This window comes from Streptomyces sp. HNM0574 (assembly GCF_012726235.1).
Lineage (GTDB): Bacteria > Actinomycetota > Actinomycetes > Streptomycetales > Streptomycetaceae > Streptomyces.
Genome location: NZ_JAASAH010000003.1, coordinates 121,125 through 139,076, shown reverse-complemented (window position 1 = coordinate 139,076; position 17,952 = coordinate 121,125). Strand labels below are relative to the sequence as shown.

General features: G+C 71.3%; 16 protein-coding genes. 10 read left to right on the top strand and 6 right to left on the bottom strand.

Annotated features, from left to right (window positions below; all coding sequences use genetic code 11):
* The first annotated feature begins 52 nt into the window (after nt 1–52).
* Nucleotides 53–1,372: an OFA family MFS transporter gene (locus HCC30_RS07365; protein WP_169441527.1), complete on the top strand. Its 1,320-nt coding sequence runs from the start codon at nt 53–55 to the stop codon at nt 1,370–1,372.
* Nucleotides 1,341–1,478: a hypothetical protein gene (locus tag HCC30_RS07360; protein WP_169441526.1), complete on the top strand. Its 138-nt coding sequence runs from the start codon at nt 1,341–1,343 to the stop codon at nt 1,476–1,478. Before HCC30_RS07365 ends, HCC30_RS07360 begins: the two co-directional genes overlap by 32 nt.
* 7 nt (nt 1,479–1,485) lie before the next feature.
* On the opposite strand, the gene HCC30_RS07355 is transcribed toward HCC30_RS07360, so the two are convergent.
* A complete protein-coding gene (locus HCC30_RS07355) occupies nt 1,486–2,157 on the bottom strand; it encodes a TetR/AcrR family transcriptional regulator (RefSeq protein ID WP_169441525.1) in 672 nt (223 codons plus the stop codon).
* A gap of 196 nt (nt 2,158–2,353) precedes the next feature.
* Here HCC30_RS07355 and HCC30_RS07350 point away from each other — a divergent pair, with 196 nt between their 5' ends.
* The 4 genes from HCC30_RS07350 to HCC30_RS28220 all read left to right on the top strand — a co-directional run bounded on the left by HCC30_RS07350 (nt 2,354) and on the right by HCC30_RS28220 (nt 6,675).
* A complete protein-coding gene (locus HCC30_RS07350; RefSeq protein WP_169441524.1) occupies nt 2,354–3,310 on the top strand; it encodes a tetratricopeptide repeat protein in 957 nt (318 codons plus the stop codon).
* A 647-nt stretch (nt 3,311–3,957) separates the two neighbouring features.
* Nucleotides 3,958–4,575, top strand: coding sequence for a DUF6230 family protein (locus HCC30_RS07345; RefSeq protein ID WP_169441523.1), 618 nt, complete (start codon nt 3,958–3,960; stop codon nt 4,573–4,575).
* A 131-nt stretch (nt 4,576–4,706) separates the two neighbouring features.
* Nucleotides 4,707–5,339, top strand: a complete 633-nt coding sequence (locus tag HCC30_RS07340) for a DUF6114 domain-containing protein (protein WP_169441522.1) — start codon at nt 4,707–4,709, stop codon at nt 5,337–5,339.
* Nucleotides 5,329–6,675 (top strand): hypothetical protein, encoded by a 1,347-nt coding sequence (locus HCC30_RS28220; RefSeq protein WP_346776531.1) that lies wholly within the window; start codon nt 5,329–5,331, stop codon nt 6,673–6,675. The genes HCC30_RS07340 and HCC30_RS28220 overlap by 11 nt, the downstream gene beginning before the upstream one ends.
* A gap of 103 nt (nt 6,676–6,778) precedes the next feature.
* On the opposite strand, the gene pyk is transcribed toward HCC30_RS28220, so the two are convergent.
* The 3 genes from pyk to pta all read right to left on the bottom strand — a co-directional run bounded on the left by pyk (nt 6,779) and on the right by pta (nt 11,689).
* The gene (gene pyk / locus HCC30_RS07330) at nt 6,779–8,206 is read right to left on the bottom strand and encodes a pyruvate kinase (protein ID WP_169441521.1); all 1,428 of its coding nucleotides are present in this window, start codon (nt 8,204–8,206) and stop codon (nt 6,779–6,781) included.
* Nucleotides 8,207–8,260: 54 nt separating this feature from the next.
* Entirely contained in the window at nt 8,261–9,499 is a 1,239-nt protein-coding gene (locus tag HCC30_RS07325; RefSeq protein WP_169441520.1) for an acetate kinase, read from the bottom strand.
* A 78-nt stretch (nt 9,500–9,577) separates the two neighbouring features.
* Nucleotides 9,578–11,689 (bottom strand): phosphate acetyltransferase, encoded by a 2,112-nt coding sequence (gene pta / locus HCC30_RS07320; protein ID WP_169441519.1) that lies wholly within the window; start codon nt 11,687–11,689, stop codon nt 9,578–9,580.
* A gap of 422 nt (nt 11,690–12,111) precedes the next feature.
* On the opposite strand from pta, the gene HCC30_RS07315 reads away from it, so the two are divergent.
* The 4 genes from HCC30_RS07315 to HCC30_RS07300 all read left to right on the top strand — a co-directional run bounded on the left by HCC30_RS07315 (nt 12,112) and on the right by HCC30_RS07300 (nt 16,155).
* Nucleotides 12,112–13,137, top strand: a complete 1,026-nt coding sequence (locus HCC30_RS07315) for an ATP-dependent 6-phosphofructokinase (RefSeq protein WP_169441518.1) — start codon at nt 12,112–12,114, stop codon at nt 13,135–13,137.
* 83 nt (nt 13,138–13,220) lie between these two features.
* Nucleotides 13,221–13,511, top strand: a complete 291-nt coding sequence (locus tag HCC30_RS28970; RefSeq protein WP_277347958.1) for an amino acid permease — start codon at nt 13,221–13,223, stop codon at nt 13,509–13,511.
* A 130-nt stretch (nt 13,512–13,641) separates the two neighbouring features.
* Nucleotides 13,642–14,652, top strand: coding sequence for an APC family permease (locus HCC30_RS07305; RefSeq protein ID WP_169441517.1), 1,011 nt, complete (start codon nt 13,642–13,644; stop codon nt 14,650–14,652).
* 300 nt (nt 14,653–14,952) lie between these two features.
* Nucleotides 14,953–16,155, top strand: coding sequence for a cytochrome P450 (locus HCC30_RS07300; RefSeq protein ID WP_346776530.1), 1,203 nt, complete (start codon nt 14,953–14,955; stop codon nt 16,153–16,155).
* 296 nt (nt 16,156–16,451) lie between these two features.
* On the opposite strand, the gene HCC30_RS07295 is transcribed toward HCC30_RS07300, so the two are convergent.
* Nucleotides 16,452–16,673: a hypothetical protein gene (locus HCC30_RS07295; RefSeq protein ID WP_240979393.1), complete on the bottom strand. Its 222-nt coding sequence runs from the start codon at nt 16,671–16,673 to the stop codon at nt 16,452–16,454.
* Between the two features lie 62 nt (nt 16,674–16,735).
* Nucleotides 16,736–17,947, bottom strand: coding sequence for a helix-turn-helix transcriptional regulator (locus HCC30_RS07290; RefSeq protein WP_169441516.1), 1,212 nt, complete (start codon nt 17,945–17,947; stop codon nt 16,736–16,738).
* Nucleotides 17,948–17,952 lie beyond the last annotated feature (5 nt).

Sequence of the window (17,952 nt, the reverse complement as noted above, 5' to 3'; positions counted from 1 at the left end):
GGAGATCCAACCGCCCCTTCACACGGGGCGGTTGACTCCATAGCGTTCGCTCATGACGCCTCCCGTAGCCCCGCCGGGCTGGAGCAGGTGGCTGGTGCCGCCCGCCGCCCTCTCGGTGCACCTGTCGATCGGCCAGGCGTACGCCTGGAGCGTGTTCAAGCCGCCGCTGGAGGACGCGCTCGGCCTCACCGGCACCCAGAGCGCCCTCCCGTTCCAGCTGGCCATCGTGATGCTGGGGCTCTCCGCCGCGTTCGGCGGCACGCTCGTCGAACGGAACGGCCCGCGCTGGGCGATGGCGGTGGCGCTCGGCTGTTTCTCCTCCGGGTTCCTGCTGTCGGCGCTGGGCGCCTGGAGCGAGCAGTACTGGCTGATCGTGCTCGGCTACGGCTTCGTCGGCGGGATCGGTCTGGGTATCGGCTACATCTCCCCGGTGTCCACGCTGCTCAAGTGGTTCCCCGACCGCCCCGGCACGGCCACCGGCATCGCCATCATGGGCTTCGGCGGCGGCGCGCTGATCGCCTCGCCGTGGTCGGCCCGGATGCTGGAGTCGTACGGGACGGACCCCGACGGCATCGCGGCCGCGTTCCTCACCCACGGTCTGGTGTACGCGGTCTTCATGGCCCTGGGCGTGCTGCTGGTCCGGGTGCCGCGGCCCGTACCGGCGGCGGCCGGGGAAGCGGTGGCGGACGCGGGGCCGCAGGTCTCGGCCCGGCAGGCGCTGCGTACGCCGCAGTTCTGGTGCCTGTGGGTCGTGCTGTGCATGAACGTCACCGCCGGGATCGGCATCCTGGAGAAGGCCGCGCCGATGATCACGGACTTCTTCGCGGACACCGGGACGCCGGTCTCGGCCGCCGCCGCTGCCGGCTTCGTGGCGCTGCTGTCGGCGGCCAACATGCTGGGCCGGATCGGCTGGTCCGCCACCTCCGACCTGGTGGGGCGCAAGAACATCTACCGCCTCTACCTGGGCGCCGGCGCCCTGATGTACCTGGCGATCCTCCAACTCGGCGACTCCAAGCCGCTGTTCGTGCTGTGCGCGCTGGTGATCCTCTCCTTCTACGGCGGCGGTTTCGCGACCGTCCCGGCGTACCTGAAGGACCTGTTCGGCACGTACCAGGTCGGCGCGATCCACGGGCGGCTGCTCACGGCCTGGTCGACGGCGGGCGTGCTGGGGCCGCTGATCGTCAACCGGGTCGCCGACTCCCAGGAGCAGGCGGGCAAGTCCGGGCCCGGGCTGTACGGCCTCTCGCTCACGGTCATGATCGTCCTGCTGCTCGTCGGCTTCGTCGCCAACGAGCTGGTCCGCCCCGTCCATCCCCGGCACCACCGGCGAGAGGAGTCGGATGTCCGGCAGCCGTCTGAGTCCGGCGCGTGAGCGCCGTACCCCGCTGATCGTCCTGACCTGGACCTGGGTCGGCGTCCCCCTGGCCTGGGGCGCCTGGGAACTCGTCCGCAAGGCGGCCCAGTTGTTCACGGGATAGCCGGGAACTACCGCGCCCCGACCCCCGCCAGCCCGTTCAGCAGCAGGGTGGTGAAGCGGTGGGTCCAGGCGGCGTCGACCGGTTCGTCGCTGACGAGGCGGCGGTGCACGACGGCGCCGGCGATCACGTCGTAGATCATGTCGACGATCTGCGCCGCCTCCTGGCCGTCGTCCGGGTCGGGCGGCAGCTCGCCGCGTTCCTGCGCGCGCCGGCGGCCCTCCAGGACGAGCCGCTTCTGCCGGTCGACGACGGCCTCGCGGATGCGCACCCGCAGCACGGCGTCGTGCGTGGACTCGGCGACGACGGCCATCAGCGAGGTCTTGGTCTCGGGGCGTTCCAGCAGTGCGGCGAAGGAGAGGACGACGCCCTCGACGTCGGCCTTGAGGCTGCCCCCGTCGGGGAGTTCGAGCTCGTCGAAGAGGACGGCGACGGCGTCGACGACGAGTTCGCTCTTGCGGGCCCACCGCCGGTACAGGGTGGTCTTGGCGACGCCGGCGCGGGCCGCGATCTGGCCCATCGTGAGCTTGTTCCAGCCGGTCTCGACGAGCGCGCTGCGGGTGGCGTCGAGGATGGCCCGGTCGGCGGCGGCACTGCGCGGGCGCCCCGGACGTTGCACCCCGGGGGACGCCGGACGCGCAGCGGGCGCGGGGGAGGCCGAGGAGGCCGGGCGGGAGGGCATTCCCCTCACTGTAGTGACGGTCCCCGTGACCGGGGTGTGTGACGTAGCCCGCGCCCTGCCGGGCGGGCTTGCCGGACCCGGGGTCACGGGAGTTACGCTACGAGTCGTAGCGGAATGCGGTCTCCGTTGCGGCAACCACGAAGCGCCGGGTGGGGACCCGGCGCACGCCACCGTGCGAAGGGGGGAGACTGGTCCCATGCAGCCACGCAACATGTCCATGAACGGAGCGGTCGACCTCGCCGCGGTGAAGGCGGCCGGTGAGGCCAAGCAGAAGGCGGAGCAGGCGCGGGCCCGCTCCGCCGAGGAGGGCGGCGCCGGGGCCCCGGCCCGCCTGGTGATCGACGTCGACGAGGCGGGCTTCGAGGCGGAGGTGCTCCAGCGCTCCGCCGAGGTCCCGGTCGTCATCGACTTCTGGGCCGAGTGGTGCGAGCCGTGCAAGCAGCTCTCGCCCGTACTGGAGCGGATCACCCAGGAGTACGCGGGGCGCGTGCTGCTGGCGAAGATCGACGTCGACCAGAACCAGACGCTGATGCAGCAGTTCGGCGTGCAGGGCATTCCCGCCGTGTTCGCCGTCGTCGCGGGGCAGGCGCTGCCCCTCTTCCAGGGTGCCGCCTCCGAGCAGCAGATCCGGGAGACGCTGGACCAGCTGGTGCAGGTCGCCGAGCAGCGCTTCGGCATCACCGGCATCCAGGGCGCCGTCGCCGAGGAGGCGGGCGCGCCCGCCGAGCCCGAGGTCCCGGAGGACCCGGCGCTGGCCGCGGCCCAGGAGGCCCTGGACTCGGGCGACTTGAGCGGTGCGGTGCAGGCGTACAAGAACGTGCTGGCGGACGACCCCGGGCACACCGAGGCGCGGGTGGGCCTGGCGATGGCCGAACTGCTCAGCCGGGTGCAGGGTCTGGACGCGAACCAGGTGCGCAAGGACGCGGCGGACGCCCCCGCCGACGTGGAGGCGCAGCTGAAGGCGGCGGACCTCGACATGTCCGGCGGTCACGTGGAGGACGCCTTCGGACGTCTCGTGGAGACGGTGAAGAGGACTTCGGGGGACGAGCGGGAGAAAACGCGACTTCGTCTGCTGGAGCTCTTCGAGGTGATTGGCGCGGAGGACCCCCGGGTAGTCACGGCTCGCGGCGCCCTCGCCCGCGTTCTGTTCTGACGTCGGTGCCGCTGCCCTGACCTCGGGTCAGGGCTCGTCGCCACTCATGGATTTAGCGACATCGGCGGCTGCGTTTTACCAAAACTTGGTAATCGCAGCCGCTGTTACTCCCAGTAAGAAACCCGACGGCATTCGTCGAGGCATGTCCGGAAGATCCGGCTGTCAGTGCCCCGGCCGTCGCGACCCTGTGTGCCCGGTCTAAGCTGAACGGCCGCTCCGCGGTTATCAGGCCGTTACTCACAAGTAACGCAGCCCCTTGTGCGCAGCCCGCGGATGCACCACGATCGGCCAAGCTCGGTCCAAAGCTCGCCGCCCTGCAACCCATCGGTGCGCGGGCCTTGGGTCCCCACCGGGCAGACCGGCATCCGCACCACGCCCCACCCCAGCACCACCCGCCGGTCTCGTGGACAGGGGGGTCTCTGCCCCGCGGCAGATGCCTGTCCGCGTTAACGAGGTTGCGCGAGAGCGTGGCCAGTGGTTGTCGCTCGGGGGTGATCGCCGACAGCTCGGACGCACGTACAGCTACTGCTCCGTTGACGGCGCTCCCCTTCCCGAGGACGTAGCGCTTCTCCCATCCCAGGCTGGGAGCGGCCCGCGTGAGCGGGTCGTTTCGGGCCGGAGATGTACGTCCGAGAAGGAGGAAAGTCATGGAGTCCCTGGCTCGTGGCGGGACCAGATGGAAGCGGTTCGCCGTCGTCATGGTGCCGAGCGTTGCCGCGACGGCCGCGATCGGTGTCGCCCTCTCGCAGGGTGCGCTGGCGGCGTCGTTCAGCGTCTCCGGCCAGCAGTTCAAGGTCGCCGCCGAGCGCCTGGACGGCACCGGGTTCGTGCAGTACGGCGCGGTCGACTCGACCAAGGCCGGTAAGAAGCCCGTCGCGGTCGTCGGTTTCGACGAGGCCAAGATCCGCGGCATGTGCCAGTCGGTCGTCGTTCCTGTCCCCGCGTTCGGTGACATGACGATGCAGCTGACCGCCGGTGGCGAAGGCGCTCCGAAGGTAGAGGCCAAGAAGCTCTACATCGACGCCGACGACATGAACGCCAACGCGACGTTCAACAACATCGACATCGGCGTCGCCGTGGACGAGACCACCAAGGGTCCCGGTCCGCACAAGGGCGACAAGTTCGAGTCCGGTTCGTTCTCGCAGCAGGCCGAGAGTGCGACGTTCACCGACGTCAAGCAGCGGGCCTGGGCCACGACGGCCGGCACGTTCAAGCTCAGCGGACTCAAGATGTCCGTCAAGAAGGGCAAGAACGAGTGCTACTGAGGCACTGATCCCCGGCGGGCGCGGAACGCGTGCCGCAGGCCCGGCAGTTGCCGTGCCGCAGCGGCGGACCGCGCCCGCGGGGACCGCTCCACCCAAGCAAGTTGTGTGCCAGTCCCGAGGAGCTGTACGACATGAGCGCCGACACGCGACAGAGGCTGACGAACGGGTTCAGCCAGAAGCGCAGTTCGTTCCGGGAATGGCGCGGACAGCGTCCGTTCTGGGGCGGGATGCTGACGCTGCTCGCGGGTATCCCGATCATGTACATCCCGTATCAGAACTTCACCCTGGGCTCGCTCACCATCCGCATGTCGACGACGGCGGGTGCGGGATCGCTGATCATCGGCGTCCTGCTGGTGGTGCTCGGGCTGACGATGTGGTTCCAGCCGCACTCCAGGGTCTTCGCCGGTGTCGCGGCGATCTTGCTGGCATTGGTCTCACTGGTCGTCTCGAACGTCGGCGCGTTCATGATCGGCTTCCTGCTCGGGCTGCTCGGCGGTGCCCTCGGCGTCGCCTGGGCCCCGGGCAAGCAGGAGGCGGGCGGCGACGGCAACAGCCGCGCCGGGGAGCAGCAGGCGGCGGAGCCCGACCGGGCGCCGTCCAGCCCCACGTACTCCTCGCAGCCGCACGCGGGCCGGGACGCGCACGGCGCGCCGGACCCGGGAGCGGGCACCGGCAGCGCCCTGGACGACCTTTCAGTCTTCGGAACGGCTCCGCCCGGCGGGGCCGACGGGAACCACGGGAACGGGAGGCACCGTGCCGGGTGACGAGGTGCATGAGGAGGCGGGAGCGTCCGCGACGTCGGGTTACGTCGCCGCGGACGCCGACGGCGGAAGAAGGGCCCCGCGCCACGCGGCCCCGCGCAAGCCGCTGTTGACCCGTCTGCATGTCCCCGCGGGCAAGGCGATAGCCATCGCGGCGATGCCGTCCGCTGTCCTGATGGGCATGGGACTCACGCCGCAGCTGGCGAACGCCAAGCCGCTGCCCAAGAACCCCTTCAAGCCCGGCCCTTGCGTGTCCCAGCAGGACCAGGACGCGCAGGAGCAGGAGGAGAAGGCCGAGCGGGCGGCGAAGGAGAAGGCGGAGCGCGAGAAGGCCGAGAAGAAGAAGGCGGCCGAGGAGAAGGCCGAGCGCGAGAAGGCGGAGCGGGAGAAGGCCGAAGAGGACGGCTCCGGCTCGGACTCCTCGGGCGACTCCGGCTCGGATTCCGGTGCGGACTCCGGTTCCGGCGACTCCACCGAGCCCTCGGACGGTTCCTCGGACACGGACGAGTCCGGGAAGAACCCGCTCGACCCGCTGGGCCTCGGGGACAAGATCAAGGACGCCTTCACCCCCGACGACCAGGAGCGCGTCGAGGAGGCCCGGCAGAACGCTGCCGAGCAGGACAAGTCCGGGAGTGACGCGGCCGGTTCGGACACGGCGCAGGACTCCGGCACGGCCGAGGCGGACTCCGGTGCGAAGCCGGACGTCGGCGGCGCGCTGGAGGACACCGTCGGCAAGGTCGGCGACGGCGTCGAGGACACCACCGGCAAGCTGGAGCAGGGGGCCGAGGACGCCAAGGACAAGCTCGGCGACGTCAAGTTCCCCAGCACCAAGGAGGAGGCGCAGGACGCGGCCGACGGCAAGACGGCCATGCCCTGCGTCGAGGAGAAGAAGTCCGAGGGCAAGGACGAGCAGACCGCCGCGACCCTGCCCAACGACCCCTGGCAGCTGGACGCGAGCTCGCTCGCGCTGCACGGCCTGGACTACAAGGGCGTCGTCAACGTCAAGACGGCGAGCGGCCAGACCAAGCAGGTCCTGAAGTTCACCGCGGACAGCCTCGACATCGGCGACCTGCACCAGACGGTCAAGGGCCCGGACGGGACCACGTACCACGTGCAGGCCGCGAAGGGCTCCAAGTCGACGATCAGGGGCGGCCAGGTGACGATGTACACCGAGCGCCTGGAGGGCAACCTCTTCGGGCTGATCCCGATCGTCTTCGACCCCGAGCACCCGCCGCCGCTCAACGTCCCCGAGGCGTACTTCACCAAGGTGAAGGTCACGCAGGCAGGCCAGTTCGGCGGCAACCTGACCGTCCCGGGCCTGCACCAGTTCGTGGACTGAGCCCGCCGCGGGTGACCGCGCGGACTCGTGCACGGGAGCCGCACACGACGAAGGCCCGCCACCCCGGAACGGGGCGGCGGGCCTTCGCCGTGTGCGCGGTGCGTCAGCTCTGGGCGCGGCCCAGGTGGTGCACGCGGACCATGTTCGTCGTGCCGGGGACGCCGGGGGGCGAGCCGGCGGTGATGAGCATGACGTCGCCCTCGTCGTAGCGCTGGAGCTTCAGCAGCTCGGCGTCGACGAGGTCGACCATCTCGTCCGTGTGGTCGACGTGCGGGACGACGAAGGTCTCCACGCCCCAGCTGAGCGTCAGCTGGTTGCGGGTCTCCGGGTCCGTGGTGAACGCCAGGATCGGCTGGAGGGTGCGGTACCGGGACAGACGGCGGGCCGTGTCACCGGACTTGGTGAAGGCCACCAGCGCCTTGCCGTCCAGGAAGTCCGCCATCTCGCAGGCCGCGCGGGCCACGGCGCCGCCCTGCGTGCGGGGCTTCTTGCCGGGGACCAGCGGCTGGAGGCCGCGGCTGAGCAGCTCGCCCTCGGCCGCCTCGACGATCTTCGACATCGTCTTGACGGTCTCGAACGGGTACTGGCCGACGGAGGACTCCGCGGAGAGCATCACCGCGTCCGCGCCGTCCAGGATCGCGTTGGCGACGTCGGACGCCTCGGCGCGCGTGGGACGGGAGTTGGTGATCATCGACTCCATCATCTGGGTCGCGACGATCACCGGCTTGGCGTTCCGGCGGCACATCTCGACGAGCCGCTTCTGCACCATCGGCACCCGCTCCAGCGGGTATTCGACGGCGAGGTCACCGCGGGCGACCATCACGCCGTCGAAGGCCATGACCACGGCCTCCATGTTCTCGACGGCCTGCGGCTTCTCGACCTTGGCGATGACCGGCACCCGGCGGCCCACCTCGTCCATGACGCGGTGCACGTCGCGGACGTCGCTCGCGTCCCGGACGAAGGAGAGCGCGACCATGTCGCAGCCCATGTTCAGCGCGAACTTGAGGTCCTCGATGTCCTTCTCGGACAGCGCGGGCACGTTCACGGCCGCGCCCGGCAGGTTGATCCCCTTGTGGTCGGAGATCACGCCGCCCTCGATGACGATGGTGCGGACGCGGGGCCCGTCGACCTCGATCACCTGGAGCGCGACGTTGCCGTCGTTGATCAGGACCGAGTCGCCCTTGGTGACGTCACCGGGCAGGCCCTTGTAGGTGGTGCCGCAGATGGTGCGGTCACCCGGGACGTCGTCCGTGGTGATGGTGAACTCCTCACCGCGGACGAGCTCGACCGGGCCTTCGGCGAAGGTCTCCAGCCGGATCTTCGGGCCCTGGAGGTCGGCGAGGACGCCCACCGCGCGGCCGGTCTCCTCGGAGGCCTTGCGCACGCGGTGATAGCGCTCCTCGTGCTCCGAGTGGGAACCGTGGCTCATGTTGAAACGGGCCACGTTCATGCCGGCCTCGATCAGCGTCTTCAGCTGCTCGTAGGAGTCGACGGCTGGGCCCAGGGTGCAGACGATTTTGGAACGGCGCATGAAGACGATCCTATCTTTTTGTTCAAGAGTGGAACGAACTGGGGGTGAGCCGGATCACGCGGCGGGTGCGTTGACCAGCGCGTATGTCTGCTGCGCGATCTCCAGCTCCTCGTCCGTGGGGACCACGGCGACCGCGACGCGTGCGTAGTCCGGGGAGATCAGCCGCGGCCCGCCGTCCCGCGCCGCGTTGCGGTCGCTGTCGACGGCCAGCCCCAGCTCCTCCAGGCCGGCCACCGCGGCCTCGCGCACCGGGGCGGAGTTCTCCCCGACCCCGGCGGTGAACACCACGGCGTCCACCCGTCCCAGCACGGCGTAGTAGGCGCCGATGTACTTCTTCAGCCGGTGCGTGTAGATGTCGAACGCCAGCTTCGCAGCCTCGTCTCCCTCCTCCACACGGCGGCGGATCTCCCGCATGTCGTTGTCCCCGCACAGCCCGACGAGACCGCTCTTCTTGTTGAGCAGCTCGTCGACCTCGTCGGCGGACATTCCTGCCACCCGCCCGAGGTGGAAGACCACGGCCGGGTCGATGTCCCCGGAACGGGTGCCCATGACCAGCCCCTCCAGCGGGGTCAGGCCCATGGACGTGTCCACGCAGCGGCCGCCCTCGACGGCCGAGGCCGAGGCGCCGTTGCCGAGGTGCAGCACGATCACGTTCACCTCGGACGGGTCCTTGCCCAGCAGCTTCGCCGTCTCCCTGGAGACGTACGCGTGCGAGGTGCCGTGGAAACCGTAGCGGCGGATGCGGTGGTCGTCGGCCGTCCGCACGTCGATCGCGTACCGGGCCGCGTGCTCCGGCATCGTCGTGTGGAAGGTGGTGTCGAAGACCGCGACCTGCGGCAGCCCCGGGTTCAGCGCCTGCGCGGTGCGGATGCCCGTCAGGTTCGCCGGGTTGTGCAGCGGGGCCACGGGGACGAGGCGCTCGATCTCCTTCAGCACCGCGTCGTCGATCACCGTCGGCTCCGTGAACCACTTGCCGCCGTGCACCACCCGGTGCCCGATCGCGGCCAGTTCGGGGGAGTCCAGGCCCAGGCCGTCCGCCGCCAGCTCCTCGGCGACGGCCTTCAGTGCCGCCTCGTGGTCCGGGATCGGGCCGGTGCGCTCGCGGCGCTCGCCCTCCCCGGAGGGGGTGTGCGCCAGACGGGAGGTCTCCTCGCCGATCCGCTCCACCAGGCCGACGGCCAGCCGGGAGTGGTCGGCCATGTCGAGCAGCTGGTACTTCACGGACGAGGAACCGGAGTTGAGGACGAGGACCCGGGTCGCTGCCGGGTCGGCGGGAGACGGCTGGACGGTCACGGACACGCTCTGCTTTCTCTGGGGGAACGGGAGGAGGGGGTCAGACGGGCGCGGCGGGGGCGGCGCCGGGACGGTTGCTCACGACTGGGCCTGGGCCTGGATCGCGGTGATGGCGACGGTGTTGACGATGTCCTGCACCAGCGCGCCCCGCGAGAGGTCGTTCACCGGCTTCCGCAGGCCCTGGAGCACCGGCCCGACGGCCACCGCACCGGCCGAACGCTGCACCGCCTTGTAGGTGTTGTTGCCGGTGTTCAGGTCCGGGAAGACCAGCACCGTGGCCTGGCCCGCGACCTTCGACTCGGGCAGCTTCGTCGCCGCCACCGAGGGCTCGACGGCCGCGTCGTACTGGATCGGGCCCTCCACCAGCAGGTCCGGGCGCCGCTCGCGCACCAGCGCGGTCGCCTCCCGCACCTTGTCGACACCGGAACCGGAACCGGAGGTGCCGGTCGAGTACGAGAGCATCGCGATCCGCGGCTCCACCCCGAACTGCGCGGCGGTGGCGGCCGACTGGACGGCGATGTCCGCGAGCTGCTCGGCGTTCGGGTCCGGGTTCACGGCGCAGTCGCCGTAGACCAGGACGCGGTCGGCCAGGCACATGAAGAAGACCGAGGAGACGATCGAGGCGTCCGGCTTGGTCTTGATGACCTCGAACGCGGGCCGGATCGTCGCCGCCGTGGAGTGCACGGCGCCGGAGACCATCCCGTCGGCCAGGCCCTCGCGCACCATCAGGGTGCCGAAGTACGAGACGTCGGCGACCACGTCGTGCGCCAGCTCGAAGGTGACGCCCTTGTGCGCGCGCAGCTGCGCGTACGACTCGGCGAAGCGCTCGCGCAGCGGCGAGGTCTGCGGGTCGACGACCCGGGCCGTGGCCTGGGGGCCCGAGGCGACCTCGCCGTCGTCCAGCAGGGCCAGCCCGATGCCGAGTTCGGCCGCGCGCTTGCGGACGGCGGTGGGCTCGCCGAGCAGCGTCAGGTCGCAGATGCCGCGGCGCAGCAGCACCTCGGCGGCGCGCAGCACGCGCTCCTCGGCGCCCTCCGGCAGCACGATGTGCCGCCGGTCGTCGCGGGAGCGGCCGACGAGCTCGTGCTCGAACATCATCGGCGTGACGCGCTCGCTGCGGACCACCGACAGGTGCTCGGTGAGCCGGCCGGTGTCCACGTGCGTCTCGAACAGGCCGAGCGCGATCTCCGCCTTGCGCGGCGTCGCGGCCGTCAGCTTGCCCTCCAGCGAGAAGAGTTCGGCCGCGGTCGGGAACGAGCCGCCCGGCACCGACAGCACCGGCGTGCCGGGCGCCAGCCGCGCGGCGAGCGCCATGGCCTCCTCGCCGGGCTGCTCGTCGAGGGTGAGGACGACGCCGGCTATCGCGGGGGCGCCCGCCGAGTGCGCGGCGAGGGTGCCGACGATCAGGTCGGCGCGGTCCCCCGGGGTGATCACCATGCAGCCCTCGGTCAGGGCCGGGAGGAACGCGGGCAGGTGCGCGCCGCCGAAGACGAAGTCCCGTACGTCACGGGCCAGCCCGGAGGCGTCGCCGAGCAGGACCTCGGCGCCGAGGGTGTCCCGGACCTGCGCGACGGTCGGCGCGGAGAGCGCCGGCTCCTCGGGCAGCACGTACACCGGCTCGGGCAGGTGGTCGCCGAGCCGCCGGGCTGCCTCGCCGGCCTCGGCGTCCCGGACCCGGTTGGCGATCATGGCGACGAGGTCGCAGCCGAGGGACGTGAAGGCGTGGTGCGCGTTGCGGACCTCGGCCGTCACCGACTCCGCGTCCTGGCCCTGGGTGCCGACGACCGGCAGCACGGAGGCGCCGAACTCGTTCGCCAGCCGCGCGTTGAGCGCCAGCTCGGCGGGGAGCTGGGTGTCCGCGTAGTCGGTGCCGAGGACGAGCACGGCCTCGTACTCGTCGGCGACGGCGCGGAACCGGTCGACGAGCTGCGAGACCAGCTCGTCGGTGCCCAGCTCGGCCTGGAGCGCGGCGGCCTTCTCGTACCGCATGCCGAAGACCGTCTCCGGCGGCTGGCTCAGCCGGTAGCGGCTGCGCAGCAGGTCGTACAGCCGGTCCGGTCCTTCGTGCATCAGGGGGCGGAAGACGCCGACGCGGTCGACCTGCCGCGTCAGCAGTTCCATCACGCCGAGCTCGACGACCTGCCGTCCGTCGCCTCTGCCGATTCCGGTCACGTACACGCTGCGGGTCACGCGTGCTCTCCCATTGCTCTTCGGGGTCGGGTGGGGCGGCCCGTCGCGGGCGGCTGCCGGAGGCGGCGGTGACTCCGGCGCGTACCGGGCCGGTGCGGCCCGCGCGGATAAAGCATCGGTAAAACGCCCGTACGAGTGCGCTTACCCCCTTGACAGTACCTGGCCGTGCGGATATGGCGCTCGGCCAGGTTGCCGGTGGCCGACCCGGGTGCGGAAAGCCGCAGGCAGAGCCAGGATGGCGGGGCCCGCGGGCCCGGAACGATCAAGGGCGGGAACGGGCCGCCGGACGCGAGGTACGGCTTGCCTTCAAGACATGAAACAATCGCACCGGCTCAGGCTCACCGGTTCCCCTACACAGATCAGAAGCCAGCAGCGACCCGCACCTCCCAGCGGGCCACTACCGAGCAGGAGAAGCGAACCCCATGCGTATCGGAGTCCTCACCGCCGGCGGCGACTGCCCTGGTCTGAACGCCGTGATCCGGTCCGTCGTCCACCGCGCAGTCCACGACCGAGGCGACGAGGTCATCGGTTTCGAGGACGGCTTCAAGGGCCTGCTCGACGGCCGCTACCGCACCCTCGACATCAACTCCGTCTCCGGCATCCTCGCCCGCGGCGGCACCATCCTCGGCTCCGCCCGCCTGGAGCGCGACCGGCTGCGCGACGCCTGCGACAACTCCGAGGAGCTCGTCGAACGCCTCGGCCTCGACGCCCTCATCCCCATCGGCGGCGAGGGCACCCTCACCGCCGCGCGGATGCTCGCCGACGCGGGCCTGCCGGTCGTCGGCGTCCCCAAGACGATCGACAACGACATCTCCGCCACCGACCGCACCTTCGGCTTCGACACCGCCGTCGGCGTCGCCACCGAGGCCATGGACCGGCTGAAGACCACCGCCGAGTCCCACCAGCGCGTGATGGTCGTCGAGGTCATGGGACGGCACGCGGGCTGGATCGCGCTGGAGGCCGGCATGGCCGCGGGCGCGCACGGCATCTGCGTCCCCGAGCGGCCCTTCGAGGTCGACTCCCTGGTCAAGATGGTCGAGGAGCGCTTCGCGCGGCAGAAGCGGTTCGCGATCGTCTGCGTCGCCGAGGGCGCCCACCCCGTCGAGGGCTCCATGCCGTACGAGAAGGGCGTCATCGACCAGTACGGGCACGAGCGCTTCGTCGGCATCGGCAACCGTCTCGCGGGCGAGCTGGAGCACCGGCTCGGCAAGGAGGCCAAGGCCGTCATCCTCGGCCACGTCCAGCGCGGCGGCACCCCCACCGCGTACGACCGCGTCCTCGCCACCCGCTTCGGCTGGCACGCCGTCGAGGCCGCGCACCGCGGCGACTTCGGCCAGATGACCGCGCTGCGCGGCACCGAGATCGTCATGACCCCGCTCGCCGACGCGGTCAGCGAACTCAAGCGCGTCCCGCAGGACCGCATGGACGAGACGGAGTCCGTCTTCTGACGGACGGCTGACGCGGGCCCCGCCGCCCCTTCCGGGTGCGCGGGGTCTGGTCACCGCGGCCCGGCTGCGGTCCACTACGGGCCATGACTCCACGGACCGGGTCCGCACAGCCGAAGAGCGACGGGTTCCTCCGCGTACTCGGCCGGGGCGACGTACTGGCGCTCGCCTTCGGCGCCATGATCGGCTTCGGCTGGGTCGTCCTCACCTCGGACTTCATCCGCGCCGCCGGACCCGGCGGCGCGGCCCTCGCCTTCGCCGTCGGCGGCGTCGTCGTCGCGCTCGTCGGCCTCTGCTACGCCGAACTCGTCTCCGCCATGCCGCACGCGGGCGGCGAACACGTCTACGGGCTGCGGGCGTTGGGCATACGCGCCTAGAATCAAGAAGCTGTCACCGCGTCCTCCGGGAACGGCTCCGTTGCGGCGAGGCTGTCGCCCTGCCCCAGACACTGCTGCACCTCACCCGGCCTTCCCGCCGGGCACCTTTGATGCCATCGCCGGCTACCAGGTGCACGCCACCTGGGTCGCCGTCGGCTCCGGCTCCGCCGTCGTCGTCACGCTGCTCAACTACCTCGGCATCCGGCCCGCCAGTCTCTTCCAGACCCTCGCCGTGCTGTTCCTGCTCGGCGTCGGCGCGCTGCTCGTCCTCGGCGCCCTCACCGGCGGCGAACGGGAGCACCTGACGCCGCTGTTCCGGGGCGGCGCCGGGGGTGTGCTCACGGTGCTGGTCGCGGTGCCGTTCCTGTTCGTCGGCTTCGACGTCGTCCCGCAGTCCGCCGCCGAGATCAACCTGCCGCGGCGGCTGGTCGGCACGCTGCTGGTGCTGTCCGTGGTGTGCGCCGCGCTCTGGTACGTCCTGGTCATGCTCACCGTCGGCGCCGGACTCGGGCCCGACGCGCTCGCCTCGGCCGACCTCGCCTCCGCCGAGGGCATGGCCGCGCTCTGGCACAGCCCGCTGATGGGCGACGTGCTCGTCCTCGGCGGCATCGCGGGCATCCTCACCAGCTGGAACGCCTTCCTCATCGGCGCCAGCCGGCTGCTCTACGCGATGGCCGCCTCCCGCATGCTGCCCACCTGGTTCGCCCGCCTCCACCCGCGCTTCCGCACCCCCTCCAACGCGGTCCTCTTCGTCGGCGGACTCTCCGCGCTGGCCCCGCTGTTCGGGGAGTCGATGCTGGAGTGGCTGGTCAACGCGGGCGGCATCAACATCGTCGTCGCCTACGTGGTCGTCGTCCTCAGCTTCCTCCGGCTGCGCCACCGCGAGCCCGCCATGGAACGCCCCTTCCGCGCCCCCGCCGGCCAACTCGTCGGCATCCTGGCCCTGTTGCTCAGCCTCGCCCTCGGCACCCTCTACCTCCCCGGCATGCCCGCGGCCCTCACCTGGCCCGCCGAATGGCTCATCGCCGGCGCCTGGTGGACCTTGGGCGCCCTCCTGCTGCTCCGCCTGCCGTGGACGGGGGCGGGTGCGGACGCGGAGGGGCGGCTGGTGGCCGCGGTGGAGCGGAGGCGGGGGCGGTGAGTCGGGGAGGGGTGTGTTGAACTCTCGTACGGACCGGGTGGGTTGGGGGTGTGCGCCTGGGGGGTGGGTGGTCCGGGGTGCGCTGGGTGGTCCTTCGGTGCGCCTTGTCGTGGGTGGGGCGGGGTGGAGGGCCAGGTGAGGGGCGTGTTGGCGGTTCCGTTCCGGTGGGGCGGCGGCGGGGAGCGGGGACGGGGCGGCGTGGGCGGTCGTGCTCGTCGGGGAAGGGATGTGAAGCGGCGGGAGGTGAGGGCTGCTCCGGGGGCGCCGTGCGACCGTTCGCCGTGAGACCGGGAGAAGCCCGTGGACAGCACACCTCCGGAGTCCGCACCGATCGACCTTCCGCTGCCGCCGCCTGGCAGCATGGGCCCGCCCGAGGAGCACCGGCGGCTGCGCCGGGAGTGCCCGATGGCCAGAATCCGGGACACCGGGGAGACGGTCTGGTACCTGACCCGCTACGCGGACGTCAGGGAACTGCTGGCCGACCGCCGCCTGATCCGGCCCAGCATCACCGACTGGGCGCTGGACCCGGACGTCCCCGAGCAGGACACCGGGCCCGCCCTGATCACCATGATGGAGATGGAAGGGCCCCAGCACCTCGCCCTGCGCAGATCCCTCGCCGAGGCGTTCAGCATCCGCTCCGCCCGCCGCCGGCTGCCCCGGCTCCGCGAACTGGCCGCGGGGCTGCTGGACCCCCTCGCCGCGTCCGGCCCGCCCGGCGACCTGACCGCGGGCTTCACCGAACCCTTCCCACTGCTCGCCGTCTGCGAGCTGACCGGCATCCCCTACGAGGACCGCGCGCACTATCTGCCCCTCGCGGACAAGGCGTTGGGCGCGCTGGACTCCGTCGAGGAGGGGCGCCGGGTCACGGTGCAGCTCCAGGAGTACATGGGCGCGCTGATCGCGGAGAAGCGGCACCGGCCCGCCGGCGACCTCCTCACGTACCTGGTGCGCGAGTGCGACCGGGGCGCGCTGGAGGAGGGGAGCGTCATGGGGTTCGGGCTGTCCATGCTCGTCGCCGGGTACCGGACGACGACCATGGTCCTGGGCAACGCCGTCGTCGCCCTGCTGGAGGAGCCGGAACGGTACGCCCTCCTCCGCGACGACCGCTCCCTGCTCCCCGGGGCGGTGGAGGAGATCCTGCGCTACGTCCCCGTCATGAACGGCGCGATCGTGCTCCGGGCCACCGAGGACATCCCGTGGAACGGGCACACGATCCGTGCGGGCGATGCCGTCCTGCCCGTGGTGGCGGCGGCCAACCGGGACGAGCGGGTGTTCACCGAACCGGACGGCTTCGCCCCGCGCCGGCGGTACAACCCCCACCTCATGTTCGGCCGGGGCCCGCACAGCTGCATCGGCTCGCACCTGGCACGGGCCGAACTCACCGCGGGCCTTGAGGCGTTGCTCGACCGTTTCCCGCACCTGCGCCCGGCCGAGGGCCACGCCCCCACCTGGGAGGACGTCTCCCCGATCAGGTCACCTCTCACTCTGCCGGTCAGCTGGTGAGGGGCGTCTGACGTCCGGTTCCTCTGCCTCTTCGGGGTGCGTGGGGTCTGGACGCGGAGGCGCGGCCGCGCACGGCGGGGAGTGGTGACGAGTGGTCTGCTCGTCACCCTTCACCGTGACTTCGCGTTGCCCGGTGTGGCGGGAGGGAGTGCACCGGGCGCACTCGCAAGGTGGGTATCCGGCCGGATTGGTCAGCCGTAGCCGTGCATCCGCTCTCGCGTGGAATTCGCGCGTCGGCGACCACGAGCGGCCGGAATCACGGGACACCCGAAGCGTCATCCGTGACCCGTCTTCGCTCAACGTCCGAGCTCCCGTACGTACCGTGCAAGGCGAAGCGCCTCCTCGGCCGACATGCCGCCCAGCGCGACGTGCCCCCGGCCGTTGACGGGGTAGTCGCCGGTCAGGGACGGAAAAGTGAACCCCGCTTCCTTGAGTGCGCTCTGGAGTTCCCGGGCGGCGTCGTCGCCGTGCTGTAAGGCTCCGGCTGCCGTCATGTCGTGGGGATCGGTTTGCCTCATACCGTCACTGTGCCGGGACGCTCCGGACGTCCCCAGGGACGTAACGTCCCACTCTCACCACGTTATTGGGCCACACCCAGGAAGTCGGCGAGCTTCCTCAGCCCCGGTGGCCGGACCGGCCCGGACCACAGGTCGGTCACGATCGTGACCGCCAGTGTGTGGTGCCGCATCCACCCGGGGGCAACCCTGCGCAGCGCTTCGAGGGCCTTCACTGCGCTGTTCGCGTCGCCCACGTCGGTGTGGGCGCGAGCGACGTCCAGTAGCAGCCAGGTGCGCCAGGACGGCGGGGTGTCCTTGCTCAGTCGCATGCCGCGGGCCAGGTGCAGGGCCTCTTCCGGGCGGGCGTGCTGCACGGAGAGGCGTACGCGTTCGATACGTACCGATGAGCGGCTGAAGACGGATACGAGCCTGCTGTCCTCCGGAGGCGGCAGCTTCGTGAGCCTGCCCGCCGCCCGTTCCGCTGTCGTCATCATGTCGCTGGCCTGCGTGTAGTCCCCGCTCCGGGCGACGCTGGTGGCGGCGGACATCAGCAAGCCGCCCCAGACGCGGAGCCCTTCGGCCGTGCCGACGTGGTCGCGTTCGACGCCGTCGGCGGCGTACACGGCGAGGTGCGAGGCGTCGTCCAGCCGGTTCTGACGTTGGTACGCCCAGGCGACGGAGTTGGACACCATGGGGGCCAGCAGCGGGTCCGAGGATGCCTCCGCCGCCACTATGGCCCGCTCCAGGCTGGACAGCGCGAGGTCCGTCTTACCGAGGCGGATGGCCAAGTGCCCGCCCAGCTGCAGGGCTTTGGCGAGCGCCGCTTGCCCCGCGGCCCGTTGCTCCGCGCTCCCTACGGCGGCGGAGAGACGCGCGTCGGTGATGACGCCGGGAAGGATTTCCATCAGCCTGCCGAACTCGGCCGCGTGGTACAGCGTCCAGGCATCGGCCAGTTCTGCTCTGAGCAGCGGCAGGGAAAGCCTCTCGGCCCCCGTCGGCTCGGGAGGCGGCATGAAGAGCGGAGGCAGGATGGCCCGGCGGACGGCAACCAGAGCCGGGGGCTCGACCTCTCCGTTGGACGGTACGCCGGGCGGGTCGCCCATGAGCGAGGTGACCTCGACGCCCAGGCCGCGTGCCAGTGCGTGCAACGTGGGGAGCCGCGCCGAATGTTTGCGCCTCTGCTCCAACTTCCGCACCACGTCCGCGGAAACACCGGACTTGGCGGCCAGGCTTTCCTGCGTCAACTCTGCCATGCGGCGCAGACGGGACAGGCGATCGCCGATGTGCTCAGCCATGGACC

Coding starts and splice junctions, on each gene's coding strand:
- HCC30_RS07365 (WP_169441527.1), top strand. CDS start 53: ATGACGCCTCCCGTAGCCCCGCCGGGCTGGAGCAGGTGGCTGGTGCCG.
- HCC30_RS07360 (WP_169441526.1), top strand. CDS start 1,341: ATGTCCGGCAGCCGTCTGAGTCCGGCGCGTGAGCGCCGTACCCCGCTG.
- HCC30_RS07355 (WP_169441525.1), bottom strand. CDS start 2,157: ATGCCCTCCCGCCCGGCCTCCTCGGCCTCCCCCGCGCCCGCTGCGCGT.
- HCC30_RS07350 (WP_169441524.1), top strand. CDS start 2,354: ATGCAGCCACGCAACATGTCCATGAACGGAGCGGTCGACCTCGCCGCG.
- HCC30_RS07345 (WP_169441523.1), top strand. CDS start 3,958: ATGGAGTCCCTGGCTCGTGGCGGGACCAGATGGAAGCGGTTCGCCGTC.
- HCC30_RS07340 (WP_169441522.1), top strand. CDS start 4,707: ATGAGCGCCGACACGCGACAGAGGCTGACGAACGGGTTCAGCCAGAAG.
- pyk (WP_169441521.1), bottom strand. CDS start 8,206: ATGCGCCGTTCCAAAATCGTCTGCACCCTGGGCCCAGCCGTCGACTCC.
- HCC30_RS07315 (WP_169441518.1), top strand. CDS start 12,112: ATGCGTATCGGAGTCCTCACCGCCGGCGGCGACTGCCCTGGTCTGAAC.
- HCC30_RS28970 (WP_277347958.1), top strand. CDS start 13,221: ATGACTCCACGGACCGGGTCCGCACAGCCGAAGAGCGACGGGTTCCTC.
- HCC30_RS07295 (WP_240979393.1), bottom strand. CDS start 16,673: ATGAGGCAAACCGATCCCCACGACATGACGGCAGCCGGAGCCTTACAG.
- HCC30_RS07290 (WP_169441516.1), bottom strand. CDS start 17,947: ATGGCTGAGCACATCGGCGATCGCCTGTCCCGTCTGCGCCGCATGGCA.